Raw genomic sequence first — 20,570 nt, 5'->3', positions numbered from 1 at the left:
AGTTGAGTTTGCAGCCAATAAAGTTATAAGTAATAAATTTTTTGCTTAACACCAAATAAATAATGAATGATATTTCATTTTTGCAGGAATATTCCCAGGCATTTCTGAAAGCTTGATGACAGCTTAAAAAAACCGTCATGTAAAGTTCATAGTCGCCCACTAGTCTGCGCTCCAACTCATAAGCCACTAAATACGCCATCGGCATTAATCGGAGTGGGACGCCATGAAAAATACAAACATCAGTTTTCGATTGCCCAATGCACCCATTACCACACTTGCCGCCGCAATTTTTTGCGCCAATGTCACTCTGTGTGCTAATACCTATGCACAGGACAACCAGGCCCGCGCCATGGAAACGGTGACTGTTACCGCACAAGCCAGCAACGCGCGCAGTGACCTGGATCGCCAGCGGGACTCCAACAAGCTGGTGGCGGTACAAACTTCTGATGCCATCGGTGAGTTGCCGGATGCCAATGTGACCGAGGCCCTGCAGCGGATGCCAGGGGTCTTTATTGCCCGCGACCAGGGGGAGGGGCGTTTTGTGGGGGTGCGCGGTATAGATCCCAACCTGAATGCCGCCACCATCAATGGCGTGAGCCTGCCCGCCCCGGAAACAGATAGCCGCGCTGTGGCCCTGGATGTGATTCCCTCAGACCTGCTCGCCAGTTTGGAAGTATTTAAGACCCTAACTCCAGATATGAGTGCAGACTCCATCGGCGGGGCGATAGAGATCAAGAGTATCAACGCACTGGATTACGATGGCAGCCGCTATAAATTCAGCGTTGAAAACAGTTACAGCGATCTGCAGGAAGAGCACAGCCCCAAATACGCAGTCACCATGACCAATGTTTTCGATCTCGAGGGCGATAGACGTTTCGGTATTGCCCTGGCGGTTAGCCATCAGGAACGGGATTTTGGTTCTGAAAATATCGAGACCGATGGCAGCTGGGGACCGCTTGTGGCCGAAGATGGCAGTGAGGGAATCGGCGCAACTGAAATAGAGCAGCGGGACTACACCATTACCCGCGAGCGCACCGGCGTGGCCGCCAATTTTGATCTGGAACTGAGCAGCGATGCGCGGATATATCTGCATAGTCTTTATTCCGACTTCTCTGATCAGGAGATCCGTCAGCGCAACTCTTGGAAACTGGATGCGGAACGCGATGAGCCGGAAACGATTTCCAGAAATTCCGCAATTTGGGACGAGGCGGCACTGGAAAAGTCTCTGAAGGATCGCCTGGAAGAACAGGAAATTATTTCGACAGTACTGGGTGGTGAGCACAATTTCGAACAGTGGGGCCTGTCCTACGCGCTGGGCTATTCCCATGCGGAGGAATCCGAGCCTCACCGTCGTGATACCGACTTTGTCCTCGAACCACTGCGCCTGGGTTATGTGGAAGCCGATAAGACCCCGCGTATGGCGGTGGGCAGTTCCGATGCTGAAAGAATATTAGACCCCGCTAATTACCAGTTGGACGAGCTGGTGATTGAGGATAATTTCACTGAGGATGAGGAGCTGAGTGTACGCTTGGATTTTTCCAGGGAAATAGAGTGGGGAGATTATGCCTCAACCGTGCAGTTTGGCTTGCACGAACGCCAGCGGGAGAAAAGCGGTGACCTGAATGCCAGTGTTTATGATGGCTTTGGTGGTGACTTTACACTGGCAGATTTTGTCCGCAACGATATCGACTACGGCCTCGATACTTTTGGGCCGGGAGTTAACCCTGGTAGTCTCAACAGCTTTATCAATCGCAATATCGCCAGTTTTGAATTGGATGAAACCGAAACCGCGCTCTCCTCTGCGCGGGATTATAAGATGCAGGAAGATATCAGCGCACTCTATGTGATGAATACCATAGAACTCGATCGCACCCAGTGGGTTTTTGGTGTGCGCTATGAGCACACCGATTTCAGTGCCGAAGGGATGCGTGTCATCGAATCTGAGGAGCCGGTGCCCGATGCCGATCCTATCGCTGATGAGGTCTATGCCAGTGCGGTCAACTTCCAGCGCGATTACGATCATTTCTTTCCCAGTGTCAATTTCAAGTTTGACTACAGCGATAATATTGTTTTGCGCGCAGCTTACACCGAGTCCCTTTCACGTCCCTCGTTTGGTCACCTGAATCCGTCACCGGCTAAAATTGAGTACGATGATGGTGAGCTGGAAGTGGAAGCTGGCAACCCGAATTTACAACCCTACGAATCCCGTAACCTGGATATCTCTGCGGAATATTATGCGGACCACCTGGGTATGTTCTCCCTTGGGCTGTTCCATAAAGATATCGACAACTTTATTGTGATGTCCGATGTTTCCCTTAGCGCGGACTTGACTCAGTACATCGGCAACCTGGCAGTGAAAGAGGCTGAGGTAATGCAACCCATCAATGGTGATAGTGCGCGAATTAACGGTGCTGAGCTGGCCTGGACACGGGGTTTTGATAACGGCTTTCTCTTGCGGGCTAATGCGACACTCACCGATTCTGAGGCCCGGCTTGGCCTGGGACCGGATCGTCAGCGTAGTGACAAAATCTCTCTACCTTCCCAGGCCGATTTGGTGGGGAACTTTATTGTCGGCTATGAGCGCGACGCCTTCAGCTTGCGCTTGTCCGCCGCTTTCCGCAGTGAGCAACTATTGGAGGTAGACATGGAGGATGCCTCTCGCGATCGCTACGAAGAGGATCACCTACAATTGGACCTCTCCGCTCGTTACCATTTCAGCAACGGCCTGCAGCTGACATTCACCGGGGTAAACCTCACCGATGAACCCTACTATGTGCATAACTCCGGCTTTAACGGCCAATATGAAGAGTATGGCCCGACCTATGCCTTAGGGCTGAGTTACAGCACTTTCTAATGAGGCCACTTCTAAAGTCTTTTTGAAAATAATAGCGCAGTTGCATGCGCAATTTACCGAACCCCGCACAGGCGGGGTCTATTCTCTGGAATGTAACTGCCACCCATGAACAAGCTGCGTTTTATTTTTTTACTCACCCTCTGCATCACTCTCATTTATGGCTGTGGTCATGAAGTGGATTCTGTTTTACGTATAAAAAAAGCACTGCCCCAACAGGTCATCTCACTTGGGGCAATAGAAGCCGAGCAGATGCTGCCGGTGCAAGTGGGTGGTGAGGATTATTTACTGCTTGCCAGTGAACGCCGCGGTTTGATTTTAATTAATCCCTTTGGAGAAATAATCGCCGCTCAAGAGGGGCGGGTAGAGCGCTTGGCAGTACAGGCTCTGTCTAATAAAAATTTATTGGTAGCCTCTTATGACGAGGGCCAAGCGCAATTAAATTTACATGAAATTAGACCCACCGAAGGTGAACGGAAACTGGATTTTAGGCTACTGGGTGGCCAAAAAATGCGTACTCCGCAAAGTGCCCTGTGCTTTTCCCATCAAGAGGAGCGAACGCACTTATTTACTATCGGCGAGGAAGGCATTGGCTACGAATATTTACTTTTACCGGCCCAGCAGCAGTGGCGGCTGCAAGAAATGCGTCCGCTCTATTTTGGTGAACAGGTCAATGCTTGTGCAGTGAATTCGAAGACACAACATCTGTTAGTCTCCCAACCGCCTATCGGCATCCTGAGTTTAAATGCCAGTGCGGAAAAAGATGAGCAACGTGAATTGGTCCTAAGTGGCCAATGGATTGGTGAAGACTTCGGCAATCTGTGGATCGATACCCAAAGCGAGAGCTTATGGTTGACTGCCGACGATCAGGTACGTCGCTACAGCTTGAGCTCTCTGAAAGAGGAGCCGGATTGGCACCTCCATATTGATGAAAGCCACACGGTAAACTCCCCAGTGTTATTAAACGGCCAACTCTTCGCCCTGGATGATGGCAGAGACCAGCTGCTGATCTTTGATCAGGTAGAGTCAGATTCCTTGCCCCATGATCCTTCGGTAACTGCGACAGAGAGTGATAGTTCAATCGTTAGTATCTTCGCCCGTAATCAGACAGAGCCTGTGCAATCATTGGGAGATGCCGCCGATGATCCAGCAATTTGGGTAAACAAATCCCGGCCGCAAAATAGTTTAATTTTGGCAACTGATAAGAAAAGTGGTCTGAATGTCTACGACTTATCAGGAAAGCTGCTTGAGCACATCCCTGTGGGACGTGTGAACAATGTAGATATTCGTAGTATTGATCACCCGCTTTATAGTGCAGTAGCGGCAGCCTCCAATCGTTCTATCCCAGGTGTGAATCTATTCGCCATCACCCTTGAGGGACGAATTGAGCACCTGGGTCTGCGGTCAATTGATTTACAAGATCCCTATGGCTTGTGCCTACAAAAAACCGATAACCGGATTTTCGCCTGGGTATCGGATAAAGAGGCGGCCTTGCATCAGTTTGCTATTGAACTTGGAGAGATTCCCAGTGAATTTAGCTTAAAAGCACAGGCAGAAGTGGCTGTGAATAGCCAAGTTGAGGGCTGTGTAGTGGATGATGAGCGCCAGACTCTCTTCTTCGCTGAGGAAGATCTGGGAATCTGGTCATTGGATCTTGTAAAGCAGCGGAGTGGTGAATCCCAGCCAAGATTGGTTGCCGAAGTAGATGGGAAAACCCTTGTAGATGATGTGGAAGGGCTCGCCCTCTACCTGACAGAAGATAGCGGTTACCTGATTGCCTCCAGCCAGGGTAATGACAGTTATGCGTTATTCACACGTGATGGTAATAACTTTGTTGGTCATTTTAGGGTAACAGTGAATATGAGATTAGGTATTGATGGAAGTTCTGAAACCGATGGGTTGGCTGTTACCAGCTTGAATCTTGGGCCGGAATATCCAATGGGGCTACTGGTTGTCCAAGATGGCAGAAATCGTCTGCCCAATGCCAAGCAGAATTTCAAATTGATTGATTGGTATACGGTGAGTGAAGCGCTGGGCTTGTCTGTATTTGTCAAAAATTAGTCATTTAAATTTCTTATGGCGCAAACTTGAAGGAATTTTTTTGGGGGGCTTGGTGAAAAATTGAGGTTCGTCTTTGTTGTGAGCTAGATTTCACAATAAAAAATATTTTTGATGTTTGTTATCTCAAGATATGAGCTAGTGTTGTTGGTTGTAGTGATTTTTTTAAATCTTCAGCTTAATCAAAAAAATCTTGATGGATTGTAAAACCTGGGGAATATCTGAAGGGCTCCGTGATTCTTCTGCTTTTTAGGGTGGTTCACAATCAAGGCGCTGCTTCGCAGGGATATCTAGCCCTTTCTAAAGGTCGAAATACTGAGTGTGAATCGCTATGAAAGTCCAGAAAAGCGCAGGTCCTATCAGCTACGTTGCTGCTCTTGTAAAGGGATAGGGCTATTCTCGGCGAGCTGCGCCTAACCTCTGCAACGCTTAAAGTCCGCAGAGGTATTCCGGAATTATTCAGAGTCTACCCTGTATCTCCAATAATTAGTTTTTCCCATTAATGGATTAATTATTGAGGCGGGTCTTGTATAGATGATCCTGTTTGCTCATTAACTAACTCTTAAAAAGACCTGCCACAAACTGTCCCCTGCTATTTTATAGCTTAAATTCAGGAATATACTCAGCGGCAATTTTGTCTACAAACTGTATTGGCAATCCGCCAATTAAGTTTGTAAGAACAACAATGGATAGATTGTCATCGGGGTAGTGAATCATAGTTGCCGCATTTCCACCGCTCGCACTCACTGCACTGTGATGTTCTCGATCGATAACTTGCCACCCTATAGCATAACCATTCTCTACGGGATTAAACCCAGCAGTTTGGTCATTCTTTAAAGTGATTGGTGTCCAGAGTGAATTTAGGTTTTTGACCAGCTTTTTTGGCTGCAAGGCAATAAGATATTGCGCAATTTCTGTTGCTGTTGAATTCATGCCAGCTGCGGTTTGTAAAATGTAAGGGAATTCAACGTAGTTATTTTTGTGCTGGCCCTTATCGGAATCGTAGAGATATTGCCTTGCATGGTTGGCTATAGGGCGCTTCATGTGTTCAAAGCCGGCATCAGCTGTTAATTGCATATTAGCGATTTTAAGCTGATTGTAGGTAATGAATTTAGGGAAGCCACCTTGTATGTATTTATCGATTATTTTACCGATAATAACATAACCCGTCTGATTATAACTAAATTGTGTGTTTATCTCAGACTTTAAAGGTAACTCCTTTACTTTGTTCCAGGTAGCCTCTGGATTGCCACGAACAACCAAGTCAACAAGGTAACCACTTAAAATATTGGGCAGCCCAGAAGTATGTGCCATTAGATGTTTTATCTTTATTGACTTCCAGTTGGCAGGTAAGTCAGTAAGGTGTTTGCCAATTTCATCATCTAAGGAAAGGCGCCCTTCCTCTGCAAGCTGCACTAGTGCAACACCCGTGAACGCCTTAGTCATTGAGTTAATTGGAAATACGGTGTTGGATCTTACCGGCACATTATCTTGTAAATTAGATAATCCATAATTTCCCAGCTTGATGATTTCACCGTTTTTAACAATGGCTAATTGGAGGCCAGGGATCTGGCGCTTATCCATAATGCCTCTGATAAGTTTATCCACAGAGTCTGCATATGTTGGAAAGCTGAGGGATAACATAATAACAGCTAGAATTGTTGAGCGTATTCTAATTAGTAATCGAGGCGTGTAAGTCATAAACAGTATATCCTTATTATTTTCAATCTATGGGGATCTTTATAGATGAATAATCTCTTTTTAAAAAATATATGATCAACGTTATGGCAAGGCTGTCATCTTGCCATAGATTTCTGAAAGACAGGGGTTTTATTGTGGATGTGTAATTAGTTGGAGTTTTTATTTTCTTTAGGTGGTTGTAAAGTCAACATATTTGTCGATTAAATCATGTGCGGAATAAATAAATTCAAGATAAATACACACTCCTTTATGGCGAATATCTAGGCTGGCAAGAATTTAAAGGAGAAAATTCTTTATTAATTAAAATCAAGATCAGTTAAATTTCCGGTTCCTGCTGAGTTGTACAATGGATACCTCCGCCACCAGCTGCAATACCGTCAATATTGACCTGTACAATATCGCGATCCGGAAATATCCTTTGCAATTTTCGCTGGGCTGCTGTATCTGCATTAGGATCTCCGAACTCAGGAACAATAACTGCCCCATTGCAGACATAAAAGTTAATGTAGCCAGCGGCGAAATCTGCATTGTCAAACCGCTCTCTAACGATTGATGGTGCCTCAAGTACAACAATCTCTAGTTCTCGACCACTGGCATCCGTCGCCGAGCGCAGAATTCTCAGATGCTGTTTTGTTACGGCATGATCGAAAGAGTTTGGATCGGGATCATAGCCCGCAACAACCACACCCGGGCGCACGAAACGGGCATAAAAATCTGTATGTCCATCGGTGATATCCATGCCTTTAATACCGGGTAGCCAGATAATTTTCTCTAGGCCAAGAAGCCGTTTTAGCTCATGCTCGCATTGTTGCTTGCTAACACCAGGATTGCGGTTATCGTTGAGTACACAGCTCTCGGTTATGATGGCGGTGCCATACCCGTCCACCTCAATTCCACCACCTTCGAGAATCAGGTTAGTCTGGATACTAGGTACTCCAGCGTACTGAGCCGTGAAAGCAGCGACCTTTGCGTCATTGTCAGACTGCTGCTTTTCACCCCAGCCATTGAAGTTGAAGTCAATTGCTGCTTTATCGCCGTTATCATTAATAATAAAAACAGGGCCTATATCACGCATCCACAAGTCATCCAGTGGACAGGCAATTAGCTCAACTTTATCCCCCATTAACCGACGGGCTATCGGCAGGTCGGCTTTGCGTACCAGCATTGAGACGGGTTCGTACTCCGCAATCGTCAGGGCAATTGTCGCCAGGTTGCGCTGGACTTCCCGTAAGAGTGTCCGCCCCCAAATTTTTCGGCTTGCACCAAAGGCCATCCAAGTACGCAGGTGAGGCTCGCCCTCATCGGGCATGTACCAGGTACTTTTACTATTCATTACTGCAAATGACTCCTTTGTGCCACTCAGTAGAGAGGCTGCAGTTAAGGCACCTAGTGCCTTAACAAAATTACGACGGTTAGTCATTGTGTGACATCCCTTCTAAATACAAAAACGGTGCTTTCTGAGATAATTGAAATGATATCCACTTAACTAACCCACAGTGGTAATTCATGCATGCTTGCCACTTTTGTAGCTGCCAATAATTCAAAATAAGTATAAAGTTCGCAATCATCATAAAAAAGTGATTCATTACGTCTTAAAATACGCAATTCAGAACCATCTGTGTTTGAAAGTGTTGGCCAGTGACTCTTTTCACTAAGAAAATCAATTTTCATTGGAATAGAATTCTCGAAATACTCATCTATTTTAGTTCTTATTTCATCCAATATCGGGTTTGATAGATTTTAAGGTTTCCCTAAGCTATGCCATGAGCAATGATATAATCAGTAAGGCTCTTGCTGAGTATCGTTAAATGATAGATTTAATTTCTACTCTAATGCTTTTTTACAGCAGATGCCAAAACTATTATTGGAAATCGTTGTTGGAGTTCCTGCCCAGAAGCCAAACATTTTGTGGTTTTCCTAAATTACTTAAATATGCTCAACAACAGTTTGCCTTGAGACTTGAGGCAAAACTATAGCCGGTGGATTGTGCAGGCTATGGAAAAGGTATTATCAAGGTTTTTTGAAGGGGCTAATCCCTACAAATTCTCTTCTGAATCAAACCAAATTCTACATTTGCCCAGCATCCACAGGGATTATTCGAAGTGGAGCAACTACCAACTGTAAACATACTACCCTGATGATTGTATGGTGCTCGGCATTCCCCCTCGCATTGAACCCCACTAATACACGGTTTTCCAGCATCATTGTATTGCACAATACACATTTGGGCGCCGTTCATACAAACCTGGCGAAGCTCACCCCCGGCAGAATCACATGATTCTGCGGTTTTAATCTCTGAGAGCCTATTGATAACAGCCGCTTTCTTTGAGGTATCTATCCATTGCTTCATTGCAAAGAGTATTAGTAGAACAAGAGTCAATGAGAAAAAAGCTCGAATCATAGGGTGATACTCAACACTTAACCAGTGAGCAAAATTCACAGTATTTTGACCCACTGGAATGTTTTACTAGATCTTTATTCAAAGATATGGATGACCTCACCAACGATACGATCACTGGAAACATAGCCCCAGTATCTACTATCTAATGAGTTATCTCTATTGTCACCCATAAAGAAATAGCTTTTTTCAGGTACAACCGTCTCTTTCATATCCTTAGATGGTAGTAGATTCATTCGTTGAATTCGGTAAGTAATGCCGCTTAATTGTTGTTCATAGGCTGTCATTTTCTCTGTTTCATATATTTTATCCGTAATAAGTAGAGATCCATTAATAGTGATGTTGTTGCCTTTAACAGATACAGTATCTCCCGGGAGCGCAATTAATCTCTTAACAAAAATAATATCCTTATGAGGTGGGTAAAATGCATACAATTTTCCTCTTTGCATTCCTTCAGGTGAGGTAATCTCCTTGCTGGCTAATGAAAATCCGTATGTTCCATAGGTTCCGTAACCAAGTTTCTGAATAATGATATGATTTCCTGGGTGTATTGTTGGTTGCATTGATGCTGAAGGAAATAAGAACGGTTCGTATAAAAAAGATCGAGTCAGAAATACCGTTGTAAAAAAAGAGATATAAATGGCAGGAATACCCCACCATTTGGAATACCAAGTCCGTTCAATAGAATACTCATAATTCTTTACTATAAAAAACGCATGTACGGGACATATTATTGAAAATGCGGATGAAAATAGTGTTTGATACTTCCAGTCAACTATTGAAGCAGTGACTGAAAGTAGGAAGTAGAGCCAAAATAATTTGGGTCTATTTAAGTAGAGAAATGTGAATGCTTGTAGAAATACTCCTAAGAGTATGGCTATCCATGCTTTTGGTTTCCAATTGATGTTCAATTTTACCTCTTCATTTAATAGTCATTTGATAAAAGGCTAGGTTCACTCTGAAGACCAATCAAGTTGGTTCTTGTTTATTGCATAATACATAGCTTTCTGTAGGAATTTTTATTGGTCCGCTGGGTGGTTTACGCCATCATAGGTTGGTATGTTCTCTAATTTTAGAGGATTTATACCTTCCAAGCACGCCACATTGAAAGCAAATTGACTGGGGTTAGATCGTCTTTGGTGATGCGTATATATACCGCAGATTCCACAAAAATAGTGTTTCGCCGTTTTGGTGTTAAACTGATAGAGTTTTAAATACTCTCTCCCTTTCAAGATATTAATATTCTCTAGGGGGACCGACGCGACGATTGCTCCCCTCCTACGGCATATGGAACAATCACAGCGCCGAAGATCGACAAGCCCTTCTGGTAAATGCAGCTCTATTTCTACGGAGCAGCAGTGGCATAAAGCCCTATGTTTAGTTTGGATTCTTACCCCATCAATTTCCTTTCGACTCACTCTCATTAATCTTTCCTTAGATCATATAATCCTGAGCTTCTCGGCTAAAGTTCTAGGCTCCGTAAATCCAGAGAAGCTCCGCTAAGGTGGAACAAAATAGATTACTTTTTTCTTTCTCTAAATTATTTAGGCCATTGGATTTCAATGTAAAAGTTATTAAAGTCAAGATTGTCGTACCCACCTTTGAGCTGTGTATACATACCTCTTGGCAACCCCTCAACTTTGATCTCAATACCAGACTCCGGGAATTTACCCTTTGCATAGATTTCTATAAATCTTCTTGCCAACTTATGCCCATCATGGAGATGCTTTTCCGGCCAACCCACCAGGCTAATGTCGGGCATTCCAAATGTTCGCATTCCCCTTGAATGTAACCAAATTCCATCTTTCTCCGGAGAGTACATTAGAAAAACATGTTTCTGTGGGGAAGGTCTCCGTGGTTCAAAAAAAGTATCTGACCACTGATCAGGCGTGTAGAGCCTAGCGATTTGAAAGTCTATTACAGAAACTGCCCCCTCTTCTGTAATGGCTTTAATAATACCAATGGTATTTTTGAGATATGTAAGTGATTTTACGTCCTTAAATTCACCTGACACTATGGCTATGCTGTTAGTTTGTATTGTTTTTTGATATAACTCCGGTGATTGCGTTTTTAGTAATTGCCCCATTGTTCCTGTCAGAAAGCCTTCGATATAGTCTTTTTGTTCTGGGATAGACTTGTTGTAGAATGCGATATCGACCCCTTCTGGTATTTGGTCGATATTATGATCAACTTCCGACAGTTTTAATTCTGAGTTCTCGGCACCAAAGATGGCAATAAATATGAACGCAGGTTGAAAGGGTTTGGTGTAATAATCACGCCCCCAGATGTCAGCTTTAACGTCAAGCGGATACGATATAATAAAAATCCAAATAACAGCTAGAGTTAATCTCATCTATATCCTTCCTGGTGAAATATTCCTGGTTGTTGCGAGCAGTGCAATACATAGTCTTCTGTATCCAACATTAAATACGAAATAAAGCGTATTTGAAAAATTCTATAGTTTTCGAATCGCTCTTAAATAGTTTGTTAAGTGCTAGTCAAAAGTTCTTCTCGATGGCTCAATTTGATGTAAATATCGAGTGAAAGTATCTCTTGGGCGTTCAAGTTTGTTTTCTGCCAGCACTCTAGATGCCATACCTCTGTGATTGCTACCATGAGTTAATAAATGGATCAGGGTCTCTTCTACGGAAAGTTGCCCTGTATCGCCATCAACAAATCTAAATGAAATAATCTTTTTTAGTTCTTTCTCTGATATTGATTCTGCATATTGAACTAACCAAGAGTCATTTTTGCTCATTGTACTGCGCAATTCTGATATCGTTGGGGTTTCTAGGGTGTTATCTGCACTATACTTTTCTGGTTCTCCCAAAATTCGACTGATAAAGAGACTGTCAACGACTGTTGTATGGTTTAAAATCCTGATGAAGAATATAGCTTCCTTTTCAGGAAGTTTTGAAAGCTGCCGTTCCCCAAACTGAAGTAATTCTTCATTTGCCCATTTCTTATATTGAAATGCATTAAAAAACTGCATTTTCCCCCTCTTTATTAATGTTTTTTTTGAAGCTAAAAATGAATGAACTAATAGTGCTTAGAAAATATACATTTAGTGAAGACTTATTTAGCGAATGAGTCTACTAATCGGATCCTTGAAATAGCTTGTACATGTAACTAAGTATTTTTTGCAATTCGGGTAAATTATAAGGCATCCACTCCGATTATCTTTATACAGTGATCAACCAGACTGATAGCCTCCCGGTCATCATTGCAGGAGGAATTTTGCACTAATTTATCTAAAAAAACAGCAAATCAATCTGCCATCCCTAAATGGTTCTATAGTGCACATCTGAGTAGTGGGAGTTACGGATTGCTAACTGTTAGAACAAAATACCTACAATTCTTCGAGCTTAAGAGGGGTTCTATCTTTTTGCGATGGGTCGATAAAAAGAGTGATCAAAGTGACCTAAATCTTTCTGTAGATCCGGTCATATTTTTTGGGAGTATGTGGGGAAATATAAGTGTTGGAGGGGGGGACGCTAAGGGTATTCCCTAGCGCCGGACGAAGAAGATTTAAATACCTAACTCAGCCCTCAAGGCTGCCATTTTTTGCGCATTCTCTTCTTTGGAAAGCGGGGTGCCGGGGTTTTCTTCCAGCTTTAATTGTTCCGGGGCACTGAGTTTTTCTCCTTCCAGTACGCGCGCACAAAGTTTCCGGTAGTGCTCTGCAAATACCGGGTAGGCGATGGATTCTGGGTTGTTGGCGAGAAAATACCAGTTGGATTCACGCCCGGCGTGGTAAACCGCTGGGTGGCTCCATTTGTGGTTGGTTTTGGGGCTGGGGGCATTACAGGCTTCGCGGTAGGCGGCGCGGGCTTCCGGTAGGCCGTTTTCGCCGGCGGCGCAGAGCAGCAGCATCTTGTGTACTGTGGGCAGGTATTCGCTCTGCAGTATCGCGCGCTTTGCGCCCTGCATAATATCCTGCGCTTCAAAAGCGGCCAGCGCTTCAAGCCACAGGCGTTTTGCGTGGTGCAGGGTTTCGGTATCCGGAAATGCGGCACTGAACTGGTTGTGGTAATTCAGTTTAAACAACGCGAATACTTCGTTAATCGCGCGTTTTTTTTCGTTCAGCTGTTCCTGATTTTGCGCATTACCAGTTTGTGTCTGTGAGTATGTCGCCGATTGAGCGGTCGCGGGTGCGTTGGTTTGCGTTGTTGTGGGCGTCTTGTGGATTGCCATAAGAGTTTCCTATTGCCAACTTGTTGCGCTCAGCCCATTGGTGGCGAGCGTGACGCACAAATACGGCGTCCCAGCTTTTGCGCGCGGCGTTTTGGCCGCGCCAGTAAATAATAAATTCCGGTACCAGTGACAGGGCGAAGTCGCGGTCTATCTCGCACTGGTTCACCAGGTGGCTCAGGCAGTCGCCGCCGGGCTGCCAGTTGCGCGCTATGGGTTTGGCTACCGGGTTTTTCTCAATACCCTGGCAGTAGTAGGCCCATTCCTCGCGGGCGTATTCAATAAACAGTTCGCCCCAACGCGCGCTGTGGCCACCGCGCTCTGTCCATTTATAAATAAATTCTGGCAGCAGTTCAGCGGCAAAGCGCGGGTTGATTGCCAGGCGCTGCAGCTGCTCCCAGGTGTGTTCGCTGGGTTGCCAGTCGCGGGTCATGGCGGTGGGTTTGCGCTTTTCAATAAATGGGGTTTCCTGTTTTTCCCAGTCTTCCATGATCCAGTCATTGAATTCCAGGTCCCAGGAAATGGATTGCTTGCCGCTGGAGCGGTGGTAGTCCAGAAAGCGCTGCAGGCCGCGGCTGACAAAGGTACTGGGTACCCCCTCGTCGGCCAGTTTGCGCAGGGTATCGTTGTTCGGCTGCCAGTTATCCGGCAGGGCCTGCTTGCGCTGGGCGGTTGCGCGAAAGGCCTCCCACTTACTCTTTACCTGGCGCAGGAACAGGGAACCGAAGGAGTGACGCGGCTCGGCCCGTTCGCGCCAGTAGGTGACAAACTCCGGTAGCTGCTCCCGCACAAAGTGTTCCGGGATGCCCAGCTGGCTGATGCGCGCCATGGTTTCGGCATCCGGCTGCCAGCTGGGGGCAATGGTGTTAGCGCTGCGGCTGGTTGGCGCCGGAGCGCGGCTCGATTCTGGGGGTTGAGCCTGGGCTGTTGGGCGGCGATGTTCACTGGGCAGGGTGAACTTGAGGACCTCACTGCTACCGAAAGGAGCCGCGCCGAGCATCAGGGCACCCTGATTGCGCAGGCTGGTGGCTACCCGCTGGATATCTGCCGCCTGCCAGAAGGGCAACAGTAGGTAGAGCTGCTCGCCGGTGGCGGTAAACCAGTTCCGCCCGGCGTAGGGTTCCGCGGGCAGGAAAGGTGTCAGGTCGCCCAGGGCGGTGAGCAATACCGCTTCCTCCAGGCCAACAGTCGCGGCCAGAGTCGGGGAGATACTCAGGGGTCTTTCGGGAAGCAGGGGGTGTTTCATGGCGCGATAATAACATTCCGACGTAGGGCTTGCGCGGCCTTTACAGTGGCTCTTTATTACGTGCTTTGGCCAGAGCAGGGTGCGCCAGTCCAGCCGCTAAGCTAGATATTGGCGGCCCGGGAATAGGGCAGGGAAAATTGTGGCTGTAACCCGTTGCCTTACCCTAGGGGTAAGGTTGTAACTTTGTCGCCAGAAACGGTATTGCGGGAGAGCATTATGGCGAAAGAGCAGCAATCAGCGCAGACACTATTCCGCCTCAGTGGCGTGAGCTGTGCCGGCTGTGTGAATAAGATTGAGAGCGCTGTACAGGGGGTTGCGGGGGTGGAGGATGCCCGCGTAAACCTGGCCGATAAAACTCTTAAGGTGCAGGGCGCGGCGGCGCCGCAGGCCTGTATCGAGGCTGTGCGTCAGGCGGGTTATGACGCCGAGGTGGCCAAGAGTAGCGAGCGCCAGCGGCGCGAAGAGCAGCGCGCCCAGGAAGAGCGCCACTATCACCAGCTTCTGTTGCGCTCGGCTATCGCCCTGGGTGTGGGGCTGCCGCTGATGGCCTGGGGCCTGATCACCGACAAGATGTCCGTCAACAGTTTCGCCGACCAGCTGGCCTGGGGCGCCATGGGGCTTATTACCCTCGCGATTCTGGTGTTCTGTGGTGGCCAATTCTTCAGCGGGGCCTGGAAGGCGCTGCGCCACCACAGCGCTACTATGGATACCCTGGTGGCCCTGGGTACCGGCACGGCTTGGCTTTTCTCTATGTTGGTGGTGCTGGTGCCCCATTTGCTGCCGGAATCCGCGCGCCATGTGTACTTCGAGGCCAGCGCCATGATTATTGGCTTGATCAGCCTGGGTCAGGCGTTGGAAGTGCGCGCCCGTGGGCGCACCAGTGCGGCGGTGGAGAAACTGCTGGAGCTACAGGACACTTCGGCGCGGGTTCTGCGCGATGGCAAAGAAGTGGACCTGCCGATCGAGCAGGTTCAGGCCGGCGACCAGTTGCGCGTGCGCCCCGGTGAAAAGATCCCGGTGGATGGGGTAGTGCTGGAGGGCGGCAGCCTGGTGGATGAATCCATGCTCACCGGCGAGCCGGTGCCGGTGAAGAAGGGCGAGGGAGACAGTCTGGCTGCCGGTACCCTGAATAAGAACGGCAGCCTGTTGTTCCGTGCGGAAAAAGTAGGGGCGGACACCCGTCTGGCGCAGATTATCGAGATGGTCAAAAACGCCCAGGGCTCACGGGTACCCATTGCACGCTTGGCGGACAAAATCTCGGCCATTTTTGTGCCAGTAGTGATGATCATCGCTGTGGTGGCGGCACTGGTCTGGTTCAACCTGGGTCCGGACCCACGCGCCGCCCATATGCTGGTGGTACTCACCTCGGTGCTGATTATTGCCTGCCCCTGCGCCCTGGGGCTTGCCACGCCTATGTCGGTGATGGTGGGCGTGGGCAAGGGTGCGGAATACGGTGTACTGGTGCGCAATGGCAAGGCGTTGCAGCAGTCCTGCAATCTGGATGTGCTGGTTGTGGATAAGACCGGCACGCTCACCGAGGGCTCACCGCGTCTCACCGATATCGAAAGCGAAGGCGATAGCGATGAATTACTGCGTTTATTGGCGAGCCTGGAACAGGGCTCGGAGCATCCGCTGGCTGAGGCGGTGGTGATTGCAGCCCATGAGAAGAAGCTCGATCTACAAAAGCCCACTGATTTCGAAGCCATTACCGCACATGGGGTGATGGGAGTTATTTCCGGTAAAAAGGTACTGCTGGGCAACAGTAAGTTAATGCAGCGGGAAAATATTGCCCTGGGTGACTGGCAGGCCCGCGCCAACAATCTGGCAGAACAGGGCCGTACAGTGATGTACGGCGCGGTGGATGGTGTGCTGCAGGGAATTATCGCCGTGGCCGATCCCATTCGTGACGATGCCGCAGCGGCCATCGCTCGTTTACGTAAATTGGGCCTGCGTTTGGAGATGCTAACCGGTGATAACCAAGCCAGTGCCGAGGCTGTCGCCCGTCAGCTGAAAATCGATAAAGTGCATGCGGAGCTATTGCCGGAAGATAAAGAGCGCATAGTCGCGGAATTGCAAAAAGGCGGTGCGCGCGTGGGTATGGTGGGGGATGGTATCAACGATGCCCCGGCACTGGCCCGCGCCGATGTGGGCTTTGCCATCGGCGCCGGTACCGATGTCGCCATCGAAAGTGCGGATGTCACCTTGATGCGTTCCTCCCTACATGGAGTAGCCAACGCGGTGGAATTATCGCGGGCCACTCTCGGCAATATTAAACAGAACCTTTTTGGAGCCTTTATTTACAACACTTTAGGTATACCCATCGCCGCAGGGGTGCTATATCCGCTCACCGGCATGTTGCTGAGCCCGATTGTGGCCGGCGCCGCTATGGCACTTTCCTCACTGACCGTGGTGAGCAATGCCAACCGCCTGCGCTTTTTTAAGCCTTCGGAGGTGCACTAATGAATGCGATCCTGGTAAATACCATCGGAGTGCTGCTGATTATTGCCATCATTTGGTGGTTCTGGCTGGGCCCAAGGCGAGGTGTGGCAAAGACAGTGGCGGCCAGTGAACAATTAAAAATTCTGGTCAAAAATGGTGTCTATGAGCCGGATCATATTCGCCTGCCTGCGGGCCATGCTGCTACCCTGCATTTTTTACGGGAAGATCCCAGCCCCTGCTCCGAATGGGTGATCTTCCCGGATCTCGAAATCAGTGCTGAACTAGCGCTCAATAAAGAAACCACGGTAGAAATCCCCGCGGCCAAACCGGGAAAATACCCCTTTAGCTGCCAGATGCAGATGTACCGCGGGACGCTTACTTTGGAATAAAGTGAACACGACCAGCAGAGGCCAGTCTATTTTCAGTTAATAAGTTAATTAAGGTGTAATTTTTTACAGTCAGGACCGACAACGTTAATAGGCCTTCAGGCACTTTCACAGCTAACCCGACCTAGAATACTTGATGGGTCATTTGGTCTTGGGAAGTGCTGTAAGAAGAGTGAGAGGGGAAGCCACTAGGTTTTCCGCAAGTGCTATTTACGATTTGGTCCCTGAATGATGAATACCTTTTTACAAAAAACCTCTAGGGCCCTACTGGGCCTTTCATTTGCATTGATTGCTGCCGCTTTGTTTCTTGGCCAGAGTGGGGGCTTGGCCTCCATTTTCGGATTTTATGGTGTGGATTATGGTGTGGATAGTGAGGCAGGCTTGCACACCGTAAGAATTGTCGTAGCGCTAGTCTTTGCGGCAGCTGCCGTGCTAGCCCTGTTATCGCTGTTAAAACAACAATATATTCGCCCTCTGGCACTACTGATTATATTTATATCTTTGGTCCCATTACTGAGCCTCCTCGGAAGTGCACATTGGATCGATAGCCTCGGTGGATTTCCCGCTATTGGCTCCGGGCAGGGCGTGATCAAGTACTTTGCCCTCACAGCGGTTGGCCTGACACTGTTGAGCCGCAGTGCCTGCCAGTCACAGCGCTATATCTGGCTGAACTATTTACCGGTGGGGTTGGTCTTGCTGTGGATTGGCGGGATGAAATTCACCGCAATAGAAGCCCAGGGCATTGAGGGTCTGGTGCGTAGTTCACCCTTGATGGCATGGCTCTATCATTTCTTCAATATACAACAGGCCTCCAATCTGATTGGCATCTATGACTTGGTCGCCCTGATCATTCTGGCTATAGGCATTGTCATGCGGCCTGTGTTTTGGCCGGGGGTGCTACTCTGTGGAGCGGTCTTTGTGACCACTCAGACCTTTCTATTCAGCTATCCCGGAAGCTGGCAGAGCCCAGGAATTCTGGCCTCAAGTGGCATATTTATCATTAAAGACCTTTGGTTTATCGCCAACCTACTAATAATGATTGATATCCGTAAGCGCCAAGACTGCCCAGCTACAGGTGAGTGACAGGTTTGCGCCAAATCTGTGCTGCTATGGCGTAATCATTAGTCTGTTTGGGTTTTGGGGAGGAAAACAGTCCCTATGCAGTTGGGATTTGGAGTTTTATCTTCCTTTTGATATCCCCTTAATAGGTCTAGGCAACACAGGGATGTGTTGCCATATGACTGCTTAGTGGAGATAAGGTGTTTACTGGCCTTCTATCCTTAATTGTTTTTTTAGTTCAGATTCTAATTTTTGGTCATATATTCAGTAAAAAACTTTTTGGATTTTTAGATGGTTGCTTCCCGTTGTTTATTTGCCTAGAACTCTCTATGTATTTGTAGTCGATTTATACTTTCTCTCCTCCAGACAAGAAGTCTAAATAGAAATTCCCAAAAATTTTCTGATATTTTCTCTTGCTAAGAGCAGTTTGTATTTTGGTGACAATATCTTAATTTGTTAGCGCAATAGCGAAAATTCTCGGAACCGTATTTATAGAGCGTAGTCCATTAACCTGACAATAACGCCTTACAAGTATTTTTTAAATAAAGCGATGTTTACTTGGTCGGGCAAAATAAGGAAGTGAATCAACCCAGGAAGGAAATCGTACATGCATAAATAATGGCAGTTGATATGACTTTACGAGTGAAAAAAGCAGTTTCTTCACTGAAGAAACCTGCATTAAATAAAACGCTATTGGCGATGATTTTGGCTGGCGTCAGTTCAAATGTAATGAGCCATGGCTATGTCGAAGAATTAGACGGTGGTGTTGCCTCTGCGCGGGGAACCCTATGTAAATATGCCCAATCCACTACTGGAGAAAAGAATGTTAACTGTGGCTCTGTTCAGTGGGAACCACAGAGTATTGAAGGGCCCGAAGGGTTTCCGGAGAGTGGTCCCGCTGATGGACAAATTGCTAGTGGTGGCAATAGCTCCTGGTCCACACTCAATGAACAAACTTCCGATCGTTGGATAAAAAATCCTATCAGTGCCGGTACGCAAACATTTAAATGGCACTTTACTGCGAATCATGTTACCCGCGACTGGAAATACTATATTACAAAGGCGGATTGGAATCCAAACCAACCACTAACTCGCGATTCTTTCGATCTCAACCCGTTTTGTGAAGTTGATGGAAACTTCCAGCAACCTCCCTACGATGTTTATCACGAGTGTGTTGTACCTGAACGAGAAGGTTACCAAGTTATTTTGGCGGTATGGGATGTTGGTGACACTGTTAACGCTTTCTACAATGTGATTGATGTGGAGTTCAGTGGAAATAACGGTAATGATGACAACAACTCTAACTGGAGTCAGGGCGGAACTATTATCCCCACTCAAGACTTGAGTGTGGGTGACAAAGTTTACACTCGTGTGTTTGGCAATGGCGGTGAGAATGAAGCCTATTCCACAGTACTGGATATCACCTCTGCTGATCAGGGTATGGCCACCAACTGGACACACGACCTGGCTGAGAAAATTAATCAGGAGCAAACCTTGATCCGTGCCGGTGAGTACGATGGGCAAGATAGCTTCAACCCCACCTACGGTTCCAATCCGATCTACTTGCAAAATGATAGCGGCCTGGAACGTGTTGAAATCAGTTATGAAATCAATACCCAAATCCCTGACTATGAGCTAAACGTATCCGGTCTGGAGAATGAATATACGATTAGCGGCGATCAAACAGCTCTGGATCTTTCGCTAACAGCGGTTGGTGACATCAGAGCTGAATTAAAAGTTGTTAACCACGATCAGGAGACGCTGGCCAACTATGCCAGCAATATACGAGATGGTGAAAGTGTTAATACCACACTTGCTCTGTCCAAATCTGAAGCTGGGCATCACATGTTAGTGGTAGTTGTAAAAGACTTTGAAGGTAATCTGATTGAACAGAACACTCTAAACTTCTATCTGGTCGGTGGTGATGATAGTGGAGATGACGATCACAACTCAGGTGATGATGATCAAAACAACGGAGATGACGGGCAGACTATAGATGAAGATGACTACGATTATGTTTTCCCTCGCGGCCTGAGACGCTATACCGCAGGTACTAAAGTTTTGGCTCGGGATGGAAATATTTATCAGTGTAAGCCCTTCCCTAACTCTGGCTACTGTGTCCAGTGGAGCAGAAGTGCAAACCAGTATGAGCCAGGTAGAGGTCGAAACTGGGATATGGCTTGGGAAAAATTATAAATTCAACTAACCAAACAAGGCCCCACCAGGGGCCTTTTTGTATTT

The 20,570-nt window shown here is 47.2% G+C and carries 15 protein-coding genes; 6 read left to right on the top strand and 9 right to left on the bottom strand.

The annotated features are described in order from the left end of the window. Positions 1-223: 223 nt before the first annotated feature. Complete coding sequence (locus FIU95_RS17430) at positions 224-2,854, top strand: TonB-dependent receptor (protein ID WP_152454971.1); 2,631 nt, start codon at positions 224-226, stop codon at positions 2,852-2,854. Positions 2,855-2,959: 105 nt separating this feature from the next. Then, complete coding sequence (locus FIU95_RS17425; RefSeq protein WP_152454969.1) at positions 2,960-4,912, top strand: phytase; 1,953 nt, start codon at positions 2,960-2,962, stop codon at positions 4,910-4,912. A gap of 594 nt (positions 4,913-5,506) precedes the next feature. On the opposite strand, the gene FIU95_RS17420 is transcribed toward FIU95_RS17425, so the two are convergent. The 9 genes from FIU95_RS17420 to FIU95_RS17380 all read right to left on the bottom strand — a co-directional run bounded on the left by FIU95_RS17420 (position 5,507) and on the right by FIU95_RS17380 (position 14,445). After that, entirely contained in the window at positions 5,507-6,553 is a 1,047-nt protein-coding gene (locus FIU95_RS17420; protein WP_256366428.1) for a serine hydrolase, read from the bottom strand. Between the two features lie 373 nt (positions 6,554-6,926). After that, positions 6,927-8,030, bottom strand: coding sequence for an agmatine deiminase family protein (locus FIU95_RS17415; RefSeq protein WP_152454967.1), 1,104 nt, complete (start codon positions 8,028-8,030; stop codon positions 6,927-6,929). A gap of 62 nt (positions 8,031-8,092) precedes the next feature. Beyond that, on the bottom strand, positions 8,093-8,281 hold the full coding sequence (locus FIU95_RS17410; RefSeq protein ID WP_152454966.1) for a hypothetical protein: 189 nt from the start codon (positions 8,279-8,281) through the stop codon (positions 8,093-8,095). Between the two features lie 804 nt (positions 8,282-9,085). Next, entirely contained in the window at positions 9,086-9,919 is an 834-nt protein-coding gene (gene lepB / locus FIU95_RS17405) for a signal peptidase I (RefSeq protein WP_152454965.1), read from the bottom strand. A 108-nt stretch (positions 9,920-10,027) separates the two neighbouring features. Further along, positions 10,028-10,432 carry a GFA family protein gene (locus FIU95_RS17400; RefSeq protein WP_152454964.1) on the bottom strand — a complete coding sequence of 135 codons (405 nt, stop codon included), beginning with the start codon at positions 10,430-10,432 and terminating at the stop codon, positions 10,028-10,030. A gap of 116 nt (positions 10,433-10,548) precedes the next feature. Next, complete coding sequence (locus FIU95_RS17395) at positions 10,549-11,361, bottom strand: hypothetical protein (RefSeq protein ID WP_152454963.1); 813 nt, start codon at positions 11,359-11,361, stop codon at positions 10,549-10,551. Between the two features lie 141 nt (positions 11,362-11,502). Then, entirely contained in the window at positions 11,503-12,000 is a 498-nt protein-coding gene (locus tag FIU95_RS17390) for a DinB family protein (protein ID WP_152454962.1), read from the bottom strand. Positions 12,001-12,536: 536 nt separating this feature from the next. Next, positions 12,537-13,202: a replication protein P gene (locus tag FIU95_RS17385; protein WP_152454961.1), complete on the bottom strand. Its 666-nt coding sequence runs from the start codon at positions 13,200-13,202 to the stop codon at positions 12,537-12,539. Next, positions 13,114-14,445 (bottom strand): DnaT-like ssDNA-binding domain-containing protein, encoded by a 1,332-nt coding sequence (locus tag FIU95_RS17380; protein ID WP_152454960.1) that lies wholly within the window; start codon positions 14,443-14,445, stop codon positions 13,114-13,116. Before FIU95_RS17380 ends, FIU95_RS17385 begins: the two co-directional genes overlap by 89 nt. A gap of 216 nt (positions 14,446-14,661) precedes the next feature. Between FIU95_RS17380 and FIU95_RS17375 the strand changes: the two genes are divergently transcribed. The 4 genes from FIU95_RS17375 to gbpA all read left to right on the top strand — a co-directional run bounded on the left by FIU95_RS17375 (position 14,662) and on the right by gbpA (position 20,525). Further along, a complete protein-coding gene (locus tag FIU95_RS17375) occupies positions 14,662-16,905 on the top strand; it encodes a heavy metal translocating P-type ATPase (RefSeq protein WP_152454959.1) in 2,244 nt (747 codons plus the stop codon). Beyond that, the gene (locus FIU95_RS17370; RefSeq protein WP_152454958.1) at positions 16,905-17,273 is read left to right on the top strand and encodes a cupredoxin domain-containing protein; all 369 of its coding nucleotides are present in this window, start codon (positions 16,905-16,907) and stop codon (positions 17,271-17,273) included. Before FIU95_RS17375 ends, FIU95_RS17370 begins: the two co-directional genes overlap by 1 nt. Positions 17,274-17,498: 225 nt before the next feature. After that, positions 17,499-18,353 (top strand): DUF417 family protein, encoded by an 855-nt coding sequence (locus FIU95_RS17365; RefSeq protein ID WP_152454957.1) that lies wholly within the window; start codon positions 17,499-17,501, stop codon positions 18,351-18,353. Between the two features lie 594 nt (positions 18,354-18,947). Continuing rightward, positions 18,948-20,525: an N-acetylglucosamine-binding protein GbpA gene (gbpA, locus tag FIU95_RS17360; protein ID WP_216646269.1), complete on the top strand. Its 1,578-nt coding sequence runs from the start codon at positions 18,948-18,950 to the stop codon at positions 20,523-20,525. The last annotated feature ends 45 nt before the right edge of the window (positions 20,526-20,570 follow it).

This window comes from Microbulbifer sp. THAF38 (assembly GCF_009363535.1).
Classification (GTDB): domain Bacteria; phylum Pseudomonadota; class Gammaproteobacteria; order Pseudomonadales; family Cellvibrionaceae; genus Microbulbifer.
The sequence above is the reverse complement of the archived record's forward strand: the minus strand, read 5'-3'. Positions and strand labels throughout refer to the sequence as shown.